The organism is Barnesiella sp. An22 (assembly GCF_002159975.1).
GTDB classification, from domain to species: domain Bacteria; phylum Bacteroidota; class Bacteroidia; order Bacteroidales; family Barnesiellaceae; genus Barnesiella; species Barnesiella merdigallinarum.
This window is the reverse complement of sequence record NZ_NFJR01000004.1, coordinates 41623-58695: the sequence shown is the minus strand read 5'-3', so window position 1 is coordinate 58695 and position 17073 is coordinate 41623. Positions and strand designations below refer to the sequence as shown.

The 17073-nt window shown below is 53.5% G+C and carries 16 protein-coding genes, 1 tRNA gene and 1 pseudogene; 8 read left to right on the top strand and 10 right to left on the bottom strand.

The window, feature by feature from the left end:
• Positions 1–41: 41 nt before the first annotated feature.
• Together B5F38_RS05675 and B5F38_RS05670 are read right to left on the bottom strand one after the other, a co-directional pair.
• Complete coding sequence (locus tag B5F38_RS05675; RefSeq protein WP_087408337.1) at positions 42–2579, bottom strand: zinc-dependent metalloprotease; 2538 nt, start codon at positions 2577–2579, stop codon at positions 42–44.
• Between the two features lie 315 nt (positions 2580–2894).
• Positions 2895–3863 carry a phosphatidylglycerol lysyltransferase domain-containing protein gene (locus B5F38_RS05670; RefSeq protein WP_087408336.1) on the bottom strand — a complete coding sequence of 323 codons (969 nt, stop codon included), beginning with the start codon at positions 3861–3863 and terminating at the stop codon, positions 2895–2897.
• A 325-nt stretch (positions 3864–4188) separates the two neighbouring features.
• On the opposite strand from B5F38_RS05670, the gene asnA reads away from it, so the two are divergent.
• Both asnA and B5F38_RS05660 read left to right on the top strand, forming a co-directional pair.
• Complete coding sequence (gene asnA / locus B5F38_RS05665) at positions 4189–5223, top strand: aspartate--ammonia ligase (protein WP_087408335.1); 1035 nt, start codon at positions 4189–4191, stop codon at positions 5221–5223.
• A gap of 152 nt (positions 5224–5375) precedes the next feature.
• A tRNA-Asp gene (locus B5F38_RS05660) sits at positions 5376–5449 on the top strand.
• Between the two features lie 31 nt (positions 5450–5480).
• Here B5F38_RS05660 and B5F38_RS14250 read toward each other — a convergent pair.
• The gene (locus B5F38_RS14250; RefSeq protein WP_158096845.1) at positions 5481–5864 is read right to left on the bottom strand and encodes a hypothetical protein; all 384 of its coding nucleotides are present in this window, start codon (positions 5862–5864) and stop codon (positions 5481–5483) included.
• 25 nt (positions 5865–5889) lie between these two features.
• Here B5F38_RS14250 and B5F38_RS05655 point away from each other — a divergent pair, with 25 nt between their 5' ends.
• Complete coding sequence (locus B5F38_RS05655; protein WP_087408334.1) at positions 5890–6384, top strand: hypothetical protein; 495 nt, start codon at positions 5890–5892, stop codon at positions 6382–6384.
• 48 nt (positions 6385–6432) lie between these two features.
• On the opposite strand, the pseudogene B5F38_RS05650 reads toward B5F38_RS05655, so the two are convergent.
• A pseudogene (locus tag B5F38_RS05650) lies at positions 6433–6855 on the bottom strand (mobilization protein); the annotation flags it as partial.
• 306 nt (positions 6856–7161) lie between these two features.
• A complete protein-coding gene (locus B5F38_RS05645) occupies positions 7162–8364 on the bottom strand; it encodes a carcinine hydrolase/isopenicillin-N N-acyltransferase family protein (protein WP_087408333.1) in 1203 nt (400 codons plus the stop codon).
• 77 nt (positions 8365–8441) lie between these two features.
• Between B5F38_RS05645 and B5F38_RS05640 the strand changes: the two genes are divergently transcribed.
• Both B5F38_RS05640 and dprA read left to right on the top strand, forming a co-directional pair.
• Positions 8442–8849, top strand: coding sequence for an acyl-CoA thioesterase (locus tag B5F38_RS05640; protein ID WP_087408332.1), 408 nt, complete (start codon positions 8442–8444; stop codon positions 8847–8849).
• A 27-nt stretch (positions 8850–8876) separates the two neighbouring features.
• Complete coding sequence (dprA, locus tag B5F38_RS05635) at positions 8877–9974, top strand: DNA-processing protein DprA (RefSeq protein ID WP_087408331.1); 1098 nt, start codon at positions 8877–8879, stop codon at positions 9972–9974.
• 90 nt (positions 9975–10064) lie between these two features.
• Here dprA and B5F38_RS05630 read toward each other — a convergent pair whose 3' ends face one another.
• From B5F38_RS05630 to B5F38_RS05620, 3 genes are all read right to left on the bottom strand, one after another.
• Positions 10065–11009 carry a cation diffusion facilitator family transporter gene (locus tag B5F38_RS05630; RefSeq protein ID WP_087408330.1) on the bottom strand — a complete coding sequence of 315 codons (945 nt, stop codon included), beginning with the start codon at positions 11007–11009 and terminating at the stop codon, positions 10065–10067.
• An 18-nt stretch (positions 11010–11027) separates the two neighbouring features.
• Complete coding sequence (gene trpS, locus B5F38_RS05625) at positions 11028–12086, bottom strand: tryptophan--tRNA ligase (RefSeq protein WP_087408329.1); 1059 nt, start codon at positions 12084–12086, stop codon at positions 11028–11030.
• A gap of 352 nt (positions 12087–12438) precedes the next feature.
• Positions 12439–12915, bottom strand: coding sequence for an Lrp/AsnC ligand binding domain-containing protein (locus tag B5F38_RS05620; RefSeq protein WP_087408328.1), 477 nt, complete (start codon positions 12913–12915; stop codon positions 12439–12441).
• Positions 12916–13284: 369 nt separating this feature from the next.
• Here B5F38_RS05620 and B5F38_RS05615 point away from each other — a divergent pair, with 369 nt between their 5' ends.
• From B5F38_RS05615 to B5F38_RS05605, 3 genes are all read left to right on the top strand, one after another.
• Entirely contained in the window at positions 13285–13818 is a 534-nt protein-coding gene (locus B5F38_RS05615; protein ID WP_087408327.1) for a GNAT family N-acetyltransferase, read from the top strand.
• A gap of 159 nt (positions 13819–13977) precedes the next feature.
• A complete protein-coding gene (locus B5F38_RS05610; protein ID WP_087408326.1) occupies positions 13978–14862 on the top strand; it encodes a zinc ABC transporter substrate-binding protein in 885 nt (294 codons plus the stop codon).
• A complete protein-coding gene (locus B5F38_RS05605) occupies positions 14843–15502 on the top strand; it encodes an ATP-binding cassette domain-containing protein (RefSeq protein ID WP_087408325.1) in 660 nt (219 codons plus the stop codon). Before B5F38_RS05610 ends, B5F38_RS05605 begins: the two co-directional genes overlap by 20 nt.
• A 5-nt stretch (positions 15503–15507) precedes the next feature.
• Here B5F38_RS05605 and B5F38_RS05600 read toward each other — a convergent pair whose 3' ends face one another.
• Positions 15508–16161: a hypothetical protein gene (locus B5F38_RS05600; protein ID WP_087408324.1), complete on the bottom strand. Its 654-nt coding sequence runs from the start codon at positions 16159–16161 to the stop codon at positions 15508–15510.
• Entirely contained in the window at positions 16142–16969 is an 828-nt protein-coding gene (locus B5F38_RS05595) for a metallophosphoesterase (protein ID WP_087408483.1), read from the bottom strand. Before B5F38_RS05595 ends, B5F38_RS05600 begins: the two co-directional genes overlap by 20 nt.
• Positions 16970–17073 lie beyond the last annotated feature (104 nt).

The following is a 17073-nucleotide window of genomic DNA, read 5'->3' as shown; positions in this document are numbered from 1 at the left end:
AAGACCTGCCATGCACATAATGCTTTTCGCCGGGTCTTTGTTTAGTTGTTAAACAGTTTTTCAATCGTGACAATCTGGTAATCGTAAAAGTCGCGGGTGGCAGCATCGGTGGTGACGGCCCGTTTCTGCTTGTAGAGCGTGAGTACCTTTTTGAGGGCTCCGCTCATGTAGGGTGCCATTTCGGCTACCGACATCGAGGGTCCCAGCGTGAAGCGGGTGAACGACTGCTCTTCGGCCTGGTGTGCCAACACGTGGCTGCAGGGGAAGGGAATCCCCTCGAGGTCAACATCGTCGGTCAGGGTCCCCAAATTCACCTTCACCGGAGTTCCCTGCAAATCGGAGTACTGGATGAGCAGCTCGATGGTCTCGCTTTGCAGGTCGCGCTCCACGTCGTTGAGCTTGCGACCCTGGTAGGTGGCCTTGAAGACCTCGGCAATCACGTCGTTGAGATAGCTCTCGACGGTGTAGTTTTTCACCGGGTCGATGGCTCCACCCTCACGGATGCGGAAGAGGGTAGCCGGTTTGATGAGGCTGGCCGGGAGGGTGCGGTGTATCGAGCTGGCGTAGTTGACGTTGGCTCCGATGCGCTGCAGCAGGTCGGCCGGGGTGAGCCAGTCGCGATAGGTACGGGCCTGGTTGAGCACCCATTTCAGGGCCTTCCGCTGGGTAGCCTTGTCGAGGTAGACATAGGGCAGCGTATCGTCGCCCTGGCGCACCTCGGTATAGAGCACACCACCGATGTAGGGCACCACGTGGCGCAGGTGGCGGTTGTACTGTTGCACGAGTGCCGAGTATTCGTCGCGTATTGTACGGTAGTCTTTCCCCTCGTCGAAGAGCCATTTCTCGAAATTCTTCACGATAATCTTGAGGTTCGATATGGCCATCTCGCCTGCCTTGAAGTGGTCGTTGCTCAGGTCTTCGGTCTGGTCGGTGGGGTCGTAGGTATCGGGGTACTGCTGGGCTCCGAAGGTGTACATGGGGTCGGCCTTCTTCTCGGCTATCCAGCGGTCGAGCGTGGCCACCTCGTCTTGCGGAGTGGCGGCACCGTCAATCAGTCGGTAACCCCAGTTGATGGCGTAGATGTCGTAGACTCCCAGGATGGGCGGGGTGAGCCGCACGCCGCGCTCATAGTCGCCGGGCTGGGCCACGAAGTTGTTGCGGGCATAGTCCATGATACTGGGCGTAGTACCATACTTTTGAGTAAACGAGGGGCTGCGCAGCGAGTCGATGGTGAAGGCGTAGCTGGCTCCCATGTTGTGCATGAGGCCCAGCGTGTGACCAATCTCGTGCGAGGCGACGTAGCGCAGCGATTCGCGCATGACGTCGTTGTCGAAGGTCTCCTGTCTCACCCGCGGGTCTACGGCTCCCGTCTGGGCAAACCGCCAGTTGTGTACCAGCGAGATGACGTTGTGATACCAGATGACATCGGCCGTGAGGATTTCGCCGCTGCGGGGGTCGACATAGCTCGGGCCCATGGCGTTGGCAATATCGGTGACGGCATATTTCACACAGCTGTACCGCATGTCGTCGGGGTCGAAGTCGGGGTCGTTCTTGGGATAGTCGCGGGCCACGATGGCATTCTTGAAACCGGCAGCCTCGAAGGCGGTGTTCCAGTCCTCCACACCTTGCTTCACGATGTCGCGCCACTTCTCGGGGAAGGCACTGTCGACGTAGAAGACAATCGGCTGCTTGGGCTCAACCAGCTCGCCTCTGAAGTAGGCTTCGCGATCCTCGTCCTTCGGTTCGAGCCTCCAGCGGTGGATGTATTGCGTGCGGTCTATGCGGTCCTTGTCGCTCGTGTAGATGTTTTTGGTACTCGAAAAGAAACCCACCCGACGGTCGTAGATACGGGGACGCATGGGTTGCTCGGGCAGAAGTACCAGCGAGCGGTGCATGGTCACGGTGCAGATGTTGTCGCCGGTGAAGCTGAGCACCGAGCGAATCTCGCAGTTCTGCGGGAAACTCTTGGCTCCCAGAATGTAGGAGTTGGCCGAGGTGTAGGTGCCCGTCTTTATCTTGGAAGAGGGATTGCTGGGCATGGGGCTGATAATCTTCTCGTTGGTCTTGAAGAAGTCGCTCATGTCCACCACCACGTCCTTGCCGTTCTTGGCCTCGATTTTGAAGGCCTTGATGATGGGGTCGCCAAAGTTCTTGTCGAACGAAGCAGCAATGGGGTCGTCCTTGTCGATGATGTTGCTATGCTGCACCAGGTGCATGAAGAGCGTCTGCTCGTTCTTGCTGAAGCGAATCATAAAGGGGTCGGTGGTCATCTCGCCGGCCACGAAGAGCTTGGGGTCGGTGGTAGCGGCCACCCGGCTCGAGAGCAGGAAGATGCGGTTCATCAGCGAGTCGGGCACCTCGACCAGCAGTTTGTTTTCGGTGGTCAGATGCAGGGTGAACATGCCCTTCTGCGTCTTGGCTCCCTTGACGAGCTTGTCGTATTTCGACTCTTTGGCGGTCGTATCGGCCACCTGTTCTTTCTTGTTCTCTTTTTTACTTTTCCGTTTGGCGTAGCAATCTGCGGGGGTCACTCCGGCAACGAGGAGGGCCGCAAGCGTCGCCCATACCAGTTTCTTCATATCTCTGTTTTTTGTGTATGCTTCTCTATTGAAGTGCAAAAATAGAGCAAACCGACTGCAGAAACAAGTGACAAGGCGTAAAAAAACTGAATGAGCGTGCAACCTATCCCGCTATTTTAGTGGCCATTCGTTCTTCTTTTAGGGCTTCATACCCCGATGTTCACCTCATCCTCCACAGGCCCAGCCTCGTGTCGCAAAAGGGAAAAACACCGCAGACGGTATCTCCCGCATACCGTGCCGCAGCACGATACGACAGAGACGCCGCATCGGCAGTTGAATGACAAGAAAAACTCGGAAAGGCCCAAAAACCAGGCTTTAACGCAGATAGTCGTCGAGCGGAATGTTGTACTTTTTCAGGATGGTCTCGGGGTTGTACGACAACTTGGCCTCGCGCAGACCCGGATCGCCGGCATCGTCCTCACGGTTGATGTACTGCACCTCGGGGTGAGCCTCGACCATCTGTGCCGAGTAGAACAGATTGATGGCTTCGTAGGCACCCACCACCTCCTTACGGGCTTTCTCGATATGCACGACCAGGGTATCGCCCACCACTTCGCCCACCGAGAAGGCGGCAATCTCGCCCCCCACGCGCAGCACACCCCCTTCGAACGGCAATCGGTCATACTCGCGCAGCACTTGAGCCACCATGCTCTCTTCGTAGGCAAACAGCTCGCTGTCTTTGTGATAGGCCTGCATGTAGCGGTCGAAGAAGGCAATCACTTCGGGCAGGTTCTGCGGCGTGATGGCTTCGTATTGGAAATCGGGATAGGTGCTCTTGAACTTGTTCACCCGGTTGCGCTTCTTGTTGAAGCGGTGCCCCACGAGGGTAGCCAGGTCGGTAGCCCGGTAGAGGTAGTCGCCCCAGTCGGGCAGCTCGGTGATGGGGCAACCATAGAGTTCGGCAATGGCCTGCGCCGCCGGTTCAGGCACGGCCGAGAGGATAAACGGCAACCCGTGCTGGCGGCAGTAAGCCCCCAGCAGCAGCAATGAATCTTTCAAATCGAGACTCCCCACCGGCACGGCAAAAGCGGTGTTTTGCAGATGGTCTTCCTCGCCCCCCTTGATAAAGAGGGTATCGCGGCAGATGGCATACTCGTAACCAAAATAACCGACCCACATATAGATGCCGCCAATCGAGAAGTCGCAAGTGCGGTAGCTTTGTCGGGTCAGGTAAGGTGCTATCTCGTGCAGCGAGTCGAGAGTAATCGGTTTGAATACCAGGTGGCAATCGGTCGTTGCCGGTTGTGTAGATTCGGGGGTGATGCCCGGTCGGGTTGTCTCCATGAGGCTGTTTCTTTACTTAAATGGCTCAGGTTAAGAACGATTCGGTAAAATCGAAAATCGTCTGAGCGACTTCGTTATCGGTCGTTTGTACTATTTTCTCGGTGCAAAAATAGATAAATTTTATTAGTGACATATTTATAAACAATCTATTTTACCCGTTGGTTCCGAAAATTTAAAACTAATAGACATTCTTTTTCATAAAAGACACAATATTCTTGTTCAACATCTCAAATTGATATATAAATATTTGTATTATTAGAAAAATGATATATATTTGCAGAAATTTTGCACTAATTGAATTTGAACTTTAACCTGAAAAAACCAAATGTCACTCATCATTCCTCAACGCTATAAACTCAAACTTCTGCCCGAAACTACCGAGATGGCCATCAAGATGTTGAAAGATGCTTTTCAAGAGCGACTTTCCAAAGCCCTGAACCTGCGCCGGGTCACGGCCCCGCTGTTTGTACTCTCGGGCACGGGGTTGAACGACGACCTCAACGGCAACGAGCGTGCCGTGTCGTTCCCCATCGCCGCCATGGAGGGACGTCGGGCCGAGGTGGTGCACTCGCTTGCCAAATGGAAGCGGGTGAAACTGGGAGCCTACGACATCGCCCCGGGATTCGGACTCTATACCGACATGAATGCCATTCGCACCCACGAAGAGCTCGACAACCTGCACTCGCTCTACGTCGACCAGTGGGACTGGGAGAAGACCATCACCCGCGAAGACCGCAACCTCGAATACCTCAAGGAAACAGTGCGCACCATCTACCGCGTAATCAAGGAGTGCGAGGCCCTCATCTACGAAGAGTTCCCCCACATCACCCCCACCCTACCCGACGAGATAACCTTTATCCACACCGAGGAGCTGCTGCAACAGTATCCGCACCTCACCCCCAAGGAGCGCGAGGCAGCTGCGGCCCGACGTTACGGGGCAGTGTTCCTCATCGGCATCGGGCAACAACTCAGCGACGGCACCCGACACGACGGCCGCGCCCCCGACTACGACGACTGGACCACCCCCAACAGCGACGGCTACCTGGGGCTGAACGGCGATATTATCCTGTGGAACACCGTGCTGGAAATACCCTTCGAACTTTCGTCGATGGGAATACGGGTCGACAAGGAGGCGCTGCTCCGCCAGCTCGACATCTGTGGTTGCCCCGAGCGGGCACAACTCAATTTCCACCGGGCCCTGCTCCACGACGAACTGCCTCTCTCGATAGGCGGCGGTATCGGGCAATCGCGCTTCTCGATGTTTCTGCTCCAGAAAGCCCACATCGGCGAGGTACAGGCCAGCATCTGGCCCGAAGAGCAGATAGCCGAGTGCGCCCGGCACAACATTCATCTGTTGTAATCACTCCCGTGCTTTCGATTGATAATGAGATTTTTCCATACAACCGTACGACCCCCCGGCCACAGAAGCAAAAAAATAATTCGATTTTTTTTGGAACGAAGAGTTGCAGAATTGAAAAAAGCGTTCTATCTTTGCACTCGCAAAACGAAACTGGTGCGGTAGTTCAGCTGGTTAGAATACATGCCTGTCACGCATGGGGTCGCGGGTTCGAGTCCCGTCCGCACCGCAATAAACATTGGAAATCAATGTTTTACAAATTAAGCACCCGATTTTACACCCAAGAATGTAAAGTTGGGTGTTTTCGTATTATTTATGATTATAAAGGGAGAGTATAAAAGTTTTTTGTCGATGCGTTCATAGGATTTATGTGCCTGATGTTTGCCGGGGGTATTGCTTATGCCATTTATCACGCCTTGTTCATTGCTGTTGTCCAGCAGAATATCGCTTCGGAAATTCTCGGGCGCACGTTTTCTTTGATATTTAGTCTGAGCACGCTCTCTTCCTTGTTGGGGATATTGGTATCGGGATATTTGGCTGAAAACATGAGTATTGCAACCTTGTTTGTAATCTGTGGGACGCTCATTGGAGCGGTCGGAGTAGCCGCGTGTTTCATCTCTTCGATAAAATCTCTGCAATAACATATTTATCACAAAGACATCGTTTATTATGACAAAAAAAGAACACATTACGATTTCAGACTTATTCCAAATATTGGATTTATTGGAAAGTACAGGCGTGAAGTATTGGCTCGATGGAGGATGGGGCGTAGATGCCCTGCATGGAGGGCAAACCAGAATCCATAGAGATGTGGATATTGATTTTGACAGCCGTTATACCGACAAATTGATTGCCTTTCTTCAGGAAAATGGTTTCGTCATAGAAACGGACTGGCTTCCTGCGAGGATGGAATTATACAGCGTCGAATTAGGGTATATAGACATACACCCGTTTATATTGAATGAGGATGGTACATCCAGACAAGCGGATTTGCAAGGTGGTTGGTATGAATTTCAGTCGGACTATTTTGGTGAAACTACTTTGGATGGCAGGGTTATTCCATGTATTTCATTGAAAGGGCAAAAGATATTCCATTCGGGATATGAATTGCGGGATAAGGATATTCATGACTTATCTATTCTTGATGCTATTTCAAAATCATAATTAAAAGCTGGAGGATCAATTCCCCCAGCTTTTTCAGCCCTCGTTACATCATAACTTGAATCCTCTACTTTTTCTTGGCTCTTCTGTTTTTCGTAAACCTTGCCGAAGTTTCTCCCATTGTTCTTTGAACCATTCGCCAATCGGTTGCCTGTTTATGGTCAGTACCAGTTTACTGTCATTGGTCGGATTCTTTTCCACTTTGAAAATATCATTCCTGATGTCAAACTTCCGTCTGTGCTCTTCGGAATAAATCCTGCCATTGCACCTGATAGCCTCTTTCTTCGTCAGAAGGCTCTCTATCATTTCTTTGGTGAAGCCGATGGCAGTGCATAGCTTTTCCATTCTCAACATTTCTTTGAGCATCGGGAACCATTTGAACGCCTTTTCAAGAATAGCATTCAGTCGTGATATTTCCTTGTCTTTGGCTTCAAGCTCCAGATTGTGTATTCCTTGCAGATTACGTATCTGCCTGCTGTAAAAGAAGTGCCTCTTTGTGGATTAACAAGCCGTAATTGGGAGTTCTCTACATCGTATGTCATACCGCGCTACGACACGGCGGTTTGGTCATTCCGCACCGTGATGCGGAATCCAGAGAATACTGTCTGCGGCATTTCCCCGTTTGCAGCCCGGGGTTGGACCCCGCATCGAGTGCGGGGTGACATACTGCAGACATACCGCACTACGCGAGGACGGTTCTGTCATTCCACACCACGGATGTGGTATCCAGGAATATCCGGGCGGGACGGTCTACAAAAGGAATATTCTCGGGAAAGAGATTTATCGGCTCCCACTGTCCAACATTTTCTGAAAAAAGGCCGAGACTTGTCGCTCGATGCGGGTCATCGTGCGTTCGACCTGCCGGTCGTTCCACGAGCCGGAGCGGCGGGCCTCGTCGAGCAGGGTGCGACTTTGGGCATAGACCACCTTCTCGAGGCCGAGCAGTTGTTGGGTCATGCCGCTACCGTCGGGGCGGAAGAGGCGTGCCATGTGCAGGTAGTGCGACCCGCTGCCGCGCTCGATGGGGAAGGCTTCGCGCTTCAACGCATTGGCCCACTCGCACAAGGGGGCACGCAATGTGTCGCCGCTGGCCTGCAACAAAGCGGGCACGCCGCTGTTGCAGCCGAGCCACACCGGCAGCACCACCGAGCAGGGGGGATAGCCCAACACGGTCCACATTGTCGTAAACGCCGGCGACTCGCCGGGCTTTACCCCCTCGACCACCAGTGAGGCCGAGGTGCTGCGCCGGGGAATGAAATCTTGATCGACCGCCCAGTTGTCGCCCGAGAAATCGCGCCCCAGCAACGTATGATAGAACGAACGGGAGCAGACTCCGGTGAGCCACTCGGGGGTAATGGCCTTTTGTGCCGCCACGGGGGCGAAAAGTCGGGCGGCATTGTCGTAGCGGATATAGCCGAACCCCTCGTCGGGGCGGCCCGACATCGAATAGTTGGTGCGCAGCAGATAGCCATCGGGAGCGTCGGCCACGTCGTAGCGGGTCACCTCGTAGTTGTTCACCTCGAAATAGGCGGCTCCCCCCTCGGCATCGATGGCCCCGAAATTGGCCTCCACCCCGATGGGCCGGGGCCACTCGTCGAGCAGGCGGGCGAAGTCGTCGACCGTGCGGCACACGGCCAAGGCCCGCTTCATCACCACCCCTTCGCGGTCGGCCAGCGACGAGGTGTCGTTCTTGAGGTTATACGAGGCGGTGTTCATCACGGCAAACCCTACGCTGTTGTAGCCGGTCCACACCTCGCGGGCCAACGTGTCGGTGCCGTTGACCACCCCCACGAAAGAGAATTGGCCCTTGACGGCATCGAAGCGCACGATGCGGTTGTTGAGGTCGGAAGCATCGCGATGCTTCCACAACAGCGGACGTCCGTCGGGGGTCACCCGCCCCGAAACGACTGCCGAGGTACAGGCCCAGGCCGACATCCCGGCCACCACACACAAGATAAACAGGAGAAACAACCGTCTACACATGGCTTTGATTTTTTACAAACATAGGGAAAATTCTTCATTTTTTCCGTAAGTTTGCAAAGAACAAATACCGAAAGATTATGTCACAATATATTTTCGAACTGGAGATGCAGGTGCGCGACTACGAGTGCGACATGGAAGGCATCGTCAACAACGCCAACTACCAGCACTATCTCGAGCACACCCGCCACGAGTTTCTGGCGGCTGCGGGCATCTCGTTCGTCGAGATGCGCGAGCGGGGCATCGACCCGGTGGTAAACCGCATCGAAATCAACTACAAGATGCCGCTGCGCAGCCGCGACCACTTCGTGAGCAAACTCTACATGCGCCGCGAGGGCATCAAGTTTGTCTTCTACCAGGATATTTACAAGGTGTCGGGCGAACTGTGCATCAAGGCGGTGGTCGAGACGGTGTGCACCACACAGGGACGCATCACCCGCGGCGAGGAGTTTGTACCCTACTTCGAACGATTCCTGCAACAAGAGTAACCGACCAACCAATCATTCCCCCTCATCATGGAACAAGAGCTTCTCTACCGCATCGCGCTCTCGCGCATCAAGGGCATGAACAAGTCGCTGGCCCAGCACATCCACGAGACGGTCGACAGCCTGGCTCTGTTCTTCGAACTGCCCGAGGCCCAACTGCAACAGATGACGGGCATCACGGGACGAATACTCCACGACGATGCCCGCCGCACAGCCCTGCAGGCAGCCCGACAGGAGATGGAGTTTATCGAGAAGGGGAACATCACCCCGCTCTACTTTACCGACCCCGCCTATCCGCACCGGCTCGTCGACTGCATAGATGCGCCGCCGCTGCTCTACTACCGGGGTACGGCCGACCTGAATGCCGCCAAGGTGGTGAGCGTGGTGGGTACCCGCCGAGCCACCGACTACGGGCGCAGCTTCTGCGAGGCGATGATTCGCGACCTGGCAGCCCGTTTTCCCCACCTCATCATCGTGAGCGGACTGGCCTACGGCATAGACATCTGTGCTCACCGCGCGGCCCTGAAGCAGGGGCTCGACACGGTAGCCGTGCTGGCTCACGGGCTCGACCACATCTACCCCTCGAGCCACCGCAACACGGCGGCCGAGATGGTTGCCCACGGCGGACTGCTCACCGAGTATCCCGGCTACCACGCCATGCATCCGGCCTTTTTCGTGGCCCGTAACCGCATTGTGGCGGGATTGGCCGACGCCGTAGTCATTGTCGAGTCGCGCGAAAAGGGTGGTGCCCTCATCACCGCCGGCATTGCCGAGAGCTATCACCGCGACGTCTTTGCCTTGCCCGGCGACATTCACCGCGAGAGTTCGGCCGGCTGCAACCACCTGATCCGCCGCAACCGGGCGGCCCTCATCACCTCGGCCGACGACCTCGTCGAAGCCATGTGCTGGCAGGTACCCCGACGCGAGGCGGTGCAACGCTCGCTCTTTCCCGACCTTACCGACGAAGAGCAACCGATTGTCGACTACCTGAAGGCCCGGGGCGAGGGGCAGATAAACCGCATGACCGTCGAGCTGAACCAACCGCTGTCGCAACTGCTGTCGGTGCTGGTCGAGCTGGAGTTCAAAGGGGTGGTCAAGGCATTGCCGGGCGGAGTCTACAAACTGTAAACCTCATCGCACGCACAAAAAAAGCGGGAGAAAAGGGGCTCAGCCAGCCCGATTTCCTCCCACCGGTGGTATCTTCGATTTTATCTATCGCTACAAATAGGGTTGCGTGTCGTTGTCGCAATGGGTATCCCCGTCGCAACAGTCGCAATGGCCGTCGCAATGCTCCTCCTTAACCTCAAGTTCGAAGGTGGCATGGTCGATACCCAGCTCGTGCAGAGCCTGTTTCAAGCGATGTTTCACTTCGTGCATGCGCATGATGTCCGACACCACCACATGAGCCGTGAGCGCCGTTTGCGTGGTGCTGATGGCCCAGATGTGCAGATGGTGCACGTTGATGACGTCGGGGTCGGACGAGAGCACCTGCTCGACCCGCTCGACATCGATACCTTCGGGCACGCCGTCGAGCGCCAGGCGCAGGCTCTCCTGCAGCAGATGCCAGGTGGAGTAGAGAATCACCAGACCCACCACAATACCGATAATGGGGTCGATGATATTCCAACCCGTGTATTTAATCACTACACCCGAAATCAACACACCCACCGACACCAGCGTATCGGCCGCCATGTGCAGGTAGGCCCCCTTGACGTTCAGGTCTTTCGACTTGTCGGCAAAGAAGAGGTAGGCCGTAAAGGCGTTGACCACGATACCGATTGCAGCCACCCAGGCAATGGCACTACCGTCGAGCGGCGCCGGATTACGCAGCTTGTCGATACTCTCGTAGAGAATCACCGCCACCGCCACGAACAAGATAGCCGCATTGAGCAGCGATACCAGCACGGTACTCTTCTTGTAACCATAGGTATACTGCAACGAGGGTTTCGCCAGCGAAAGACGCAAGGCGAAAAGGGCCAGGACGAGGCTCACCACGTCGCTCAGGTTGTGACCGGCGTCGGAGAGCAGAGCCAGCGAATCGTAGTAGAAACCGGCTCCCGCCTCGGCCACGACGAAGAGCACATTCAGCACGATACCGATGATAAACGACCGGTTGAGCTTCTGCAAATCGGGGGCCGGGTGATGGTGGTGATGATGTTCCATAGCGACGGAATATCTGGGTTAGAAAGGCTTGAATCCCATAATTTCACGCACCTCGCGCAAGGTCTTCGAGGCGGTTGCGCGAGCCTTCTCGGCACCCATCTTCACGACACGGGCCAGATAAGCCTCGTCGTTCTGGATTTCGAGGAAGCGCTCCCGAATCGGCAACGTCACCTTGAGAATATCCTCGGCCAGTTGCTTCTTCAAGTCGCCGTAACGGATTTCGCAGGTATTGTATTTCTCTTCGAAGTAGGCAACCGTATCGGGCGAAGAGACGATTTTGAGCAACGTGAAGAGGTTCTCGACCGCCTCTACCTTGGGCGAATTGGGTACTTTGGGGCCCTCGTCGGTCACGGCACGCATGATTTTCTTGCGCAGAGTCTTCTCGTCATCAATCAGATAGACGCAGTTGCCCTCCGACTTACCCATCTTGCCCGAGCCGTCGAGACCAGGCACCTTGATAGGCTCGCAGCCGAAGTTGAAATTCTGCGGCTCGGCAAAATATTCGACCCCGTAGGTCGAGTTGAACCGACGGGCAAAACGGCGCGTCAACTCCAGGTGTTGTTCCTGATCCTTGCCTACCGGTACATAGTTACCGTGTTGAATGAGAATATCGACCGCCATCAGCGTAGGGTATGTGAGCAATCCGGCATTCACCCGCTTGTTGGTGTTGTTGCCGATAATCTCGTGCTCCACATCCTCATCGCTATCGGACTTGATGCCCAGTTGCTTGCGGGCCTTGTCCTTGAACGAAGCCGTACGCATCAGTTCACCGATACCCACGTGCATATTCATCAGCAGATACATCTCCGGTATCTCGGGCACATCGCTCTGTACAAACAGAGTCGATTTTTCGGGGTCGAGCCCCGCAGCCAGATATTCGCAAAGGATGTCGCGCACGTTCTCATGCAGCGTCTTGGGATCGGGATGCGTAGTGAGAGCATGCCAGTCGGCTATAAAGAAATAACTGTTGTACTTGTTCTCTTCCTGCATTTTCACAAAATTGCGCAGGGCACCATAATAATTTCCCAAATGTAAATTTCCCGTGGAGCGTATTCCACTAACTACAACTTCTTTCATTTCTCGTACAAATATATATCCTTATCATTATATTCGTTAGATGCCTCTCCGAGGCGGCTGCAGACTTATCGCCCGGGCGTTTGATTCGCTCCGAGGTCCAGCCCGTACGGGGCCCGGCAACACACTCCCGCAAAGGTACAAAAATAGCGGTAAGATGGTTTATCGCCCGAGTAAAAAATCACAACTATCCGCACAAACTACCGAGTCCCTGTTTGACAGAGGGGAACACAACCAGCGGAGCGGCAGAATCCGGAATGGCTGTGTGCGAAAACAAAGCCCGGTTCAACTCCTCTCCGTGGAGTGTAACCGGGCTCGTATATTCAATTTCGCTCAACTCTTTTTTTTGACGCTCTCAATCCAGGTCTTCCACCTCGTCGATAGGAAGCTGGCGACGGAATATCTCGCGGAAAGAGATCAACGTCTCGGTGCGCGACAGCCCGATGGGTTGCAGCTTGGTGTGGATAATCTCGAGCAGGTGCTGGTTGTTCCGGGCAAACAGTTTGATAAACATGTCGTACTGTCCGGTCGTGAAATGGCACTCGACCACCTCGGGAATTTTGTGCAACTCCTCCACCACGTGCTCGAAGTCGCCCGGATTCTTCAGGTAGAACCCCATATAGGCACACGTTTCAAACCCGATCTTGTTTGAGTCTATAATGTATTCCGATCCTTTGAGGATTCCCAGGTTGGTCAATTTTTGTACCCGCTGATGAATGGCGGCTCCCGAAACATTACACTCCCGTGCCACTTCGAGGAAAGGAATGCGTGCATTCGCTGCAATGAGTTTCAAAATTTTATAGTCCAATTCGTCTAACTGATGATGTCCCATGGTTCTTTTTTTCGATTTTTTACAACTGTTTTATTATTTTGAGAACAAAGATAGTAATAAATTTACAGGTTTCGATTATCTATCCTGTTAATTTTGCAGGAAGTATTCCGTATTAAAGATTTTTGACCGATACATCGGCTCCAAAAAAGTTACAATTTGAAACTATTTCTCCAATTTTCATTTACCAAACAGCCTCTACAAGGGATTATTAAGTGGCAAAAAATACAGACTGTTTTCTATTTCGTTACATACACCGATTATCCCATTTACACGCCTGTCGAGACGGGTTCGAGAAACTTTATAGTTCTATTTTTTTAAAGATTCCTTTAAATCTATTATATTTGTATCCACTTATAACCCCAACCTACTATGATACGAATCTCACCAGTCCGTGCCGATAACGATTCGGCTCTCGACTTTATCGAGCATATTTATACCGAGTCTTTCCCTCCAGACGAGCGGAGAGACTTCGACGAGGTCGTGCGTCTGTTGCGAGAGAACGACGATTTTGCCATTGCGCTGCTGTCTGACGAGGAGCATCCCATCGGATTCATCTCCTATTGGTCCTGGAGCGACTTTACCTATATGGAGCACTTCGCCATCGACAGCCGATGCCGGGGTGCCGGCTATGGTGCCGCAGCCATGACTGCTCTGCTGGAACAGCTCGGGAAACCCGCCGTGCTCGAAGTCGAGAAACCCGAAGATGACCTGAGTCGACGACGTATCGCATTCTACCAGCGGTTGGGCTTCGTTCTCTCCACGAGACCCTATACCCAGCCCCCCTACTCGCCCGACCGTCATTCGCTGGAACTTTACCTCATGTCGTATGGAGCAATCGACCTCGACCACGTTTTCGACGCGGTAGTGACCCGCATTCACAGCCGAGTCTACGGCGTAGAGTGAAGCCGGAACCGCCTGCAACCTACAAACCGTAGCTGACCGACTGATTGGCAAAATGTTAAAAGCCGAATTTAACATATTAAATAGCAACGAAAAGAAGGAATCTTAATGATATTATACTATTTTTGTACAAAAATGTGCCGTGAGGCAAAAGACTTTATTATGAAGAAACATTCATTTTTGAAATATTGTGCATGTATACTGCTCACACTCATAGCCGTATCGTGCTCGACCGGAAACAAAGAACAAAAGATTGTCACTGTAACCATACAACCTCAGAAGTACTTTGCCGAGAAGATCGCAGGCGATCGTTTCGACATCAACTGCATCGTACCTCCGGGCAGCAATCCCGAGGCTTACGACCCTTCGCCTTCGCACCTCGTGCATCTGGGCAAGAGCATTGCCTACTTCAAAATCGGGCACATCGGATTTGAACTGGCCTGGATGGACAAGTTGGAACAGAACAATCCGCACATGAAAATCTTCGACAACTCCGAGGGTATCAACATTCTCTCGGGCACTCACGAGCACAGCGACAACGACAGTGACAATCACCATCACCACTTCGATGCCGACCCTCATACCTGGAGCTCGCCCAAGAATGCTCGTATCATCGCCAAAAACATGTACGACGCCTTTGTGAGCCTCGACCCCAGCGGAGAGAAGGTATACCGCCAGAACTACGAAGCCCTGCTGGCCGAGATAAACCAGGTCGACTCGGTGATGACCCGCAAACTGACACCCGTAAGCGGAACCATGTTTGCCATCTATCACCCCTCGCTCAGCTACCTGGCCAAAGACTACAATCTGCACCAGCTCAGCCTCGAATACAATGGCAAGGAGCCCTCGGCTTTCTATCTGAAAAAAGCAATCGACGTGGCTAAAGAGAATCACGTGAAGGTAATCTTCATCCAACAGGAATTCGACGCCAAACAGGCCGAATCGTTTGCTCAAGAGATTGGTGCGAAAGTGGTTTCCATCAACCCGCTCAGCTATAACTGGAGTGAAGAACTTTTAAACATCACCAATGCCATTGCTGGAGAATAAAATCATAGCCATCGAGAACCTGTGGCTCTCGTATGGCGACAAGAGTGTGCTCGAAGACATCAACCTCGACATCTTCCGAGGCGACTTCCTGCTGGTTTCGGGACCGAACGGCGGTGGCAAGACCTCGTTGCTGCGCACCATACTGGGTTTGCAGAAACCTACACAGGGAGCTATCTACTTCTTCGAAGGAGGCCGACAGGTCCCCTCGCTCGACATCGGGTATCTGCCCCAGAAAAACAGCATCGACAGCCGGTTTCCCATCACCGTAGAAGAGGTTGTAGCCTCGGGGCTGATGGGCAAGAATGCCAAACGCCCCAAGTCGGTCGAGCGGCGCGAAATAGACCACATGCTCGACCTCATGGGGATAACGGCCCTGCGCGAGAAAACCATCGGTGTACTCTCGGGTGGACAGTTGCAACGCACCTTGTTTGGCCGGGCACTCATCTCGCACCCCGAGATGCTGATTCTCGACGAACCCTCGTCGTATATCGACCGCCAGTTCGAAGTGCGCATGGTCGAAATTCTGCGTGAACTCTCGAGCCGGGGTACCACCATCATGATGGTTTCGCACGAAATCGAACCCTTCATCACCCTGTCGAACCGCAACCTCTATATCGACCACACGCTGGGCGACCGATAGTGGAGTCACAAAATCTGAAACTTAACACCCAACGAGAGGCGCAATATGTCCCAAAAAGAGATGTAGCGGTTGGTTACGGCACTGGTTACATACATATCGCATGTACTGAACTCGTAATAAAACGAAACCGAGCGATGAAACTTGCGGCGGGATTCAGGAATACGCAGAGTCCACCGCTGTCCCAACCCCAAATTCATTCGTACACGGGTCGAGAACCAATAGTAACCATTGGGATACTTGTCGAGCTGACTCACCCAGTAATCCCGGTCCATAATCACATTGACGAAAAAGCTGCACGACAACGGCTCGAAGGTAAAAGGCGAGTTGCCCAACTGCACTTTCCACGGATAATAATTCTGTTTGAGCGTGAGAGAGACACGTGCATGGTCGTCGCTGAACTTGGGTATCAGCCCCAGTATGAAATCGGTCTCCCAGTGATCGCGCCCATAATTCCAGCCCGTACCCACCGAAACGGCCCCCATCAGGCCTCCAGTCTGCAACTTGACATACCGAGGCACCAGACGATTCCATCCCGACCGATACTGTTCTACCCGATAATCGTATGCAGGTAGCTCGGTCGGAGTCTCACCATGAGCCGACATCCATACGCACAGAAGCGACAAAGTCACCATCAATCGGTTAAAAATAGACCGGTTCATAACTGTATCCCTCCGCGTTTATCGTAAACATCAGGTAGAAACGCTTCCCGATACAGGGCGTTTCGTAGTAGATTATACCGTCGCCAAACTTATCGGCTTCGGCAAACGTATGCCCATGCCCGTACAGGCCGCACAGAATCCCGGGCGACAACTTCACATAAAGATGAAAGACATCGGCTACATTATTATTGAACTGCTCGTCGCCCGGCGCCACGTGCATGGCATAAATCGTGCGACGATATGCCGGATTATCATCCTTGAGCTGGGCCTTGATAAAGGAGAAATCGGGTATCGGGTTGGAATAATCGAACTCCAGGGCGTTGGTGTTGAGGCAGATAAATTTCACATCGCCGGCCATAAAGGAGAAATTCTCCTCCCCGAAGACCCTACGATACACCTGCACTCCGTTGCCCAACACGTCGTGATTGCCCAACAGCACCACATAGGGAACCTTCAGTTCATTGAGTATGTCGCGCTGCCACAGAAACTCCTCAGTAACCCCGAAGTCGGAGACATCGCCACCATGCAGCACAAAGTCGACATCGTCGCGACTGTTGAGATGCGCGACAAAAGCCTCGGTCTCGTCGTACCATCGCTGAGTATCGCTGATAAACGCAAACCTGAAACTGCTCTTTCCGTCCAGAGCCTTCTCGATACGGGCCACATTGCGGGCATTGATGCCGGTGTCGCCCGTTACCCGGGCATCGTACGGACTGCTCTCCAACAAGTTACACGACGTAATCGTCAGCAGCAGAAGCAACCAGACTACATTCCGGCATCTATTCTTCGGTAAATACACTATCCTCATACGGGCCAAAGGTATATCTTTTTACGCCACCGGCAAGAGCCGGCTTCTAAATAGGACAAGATTGCCGAACTATCAACCAACCCACCTCCAATAGCATGCAACAA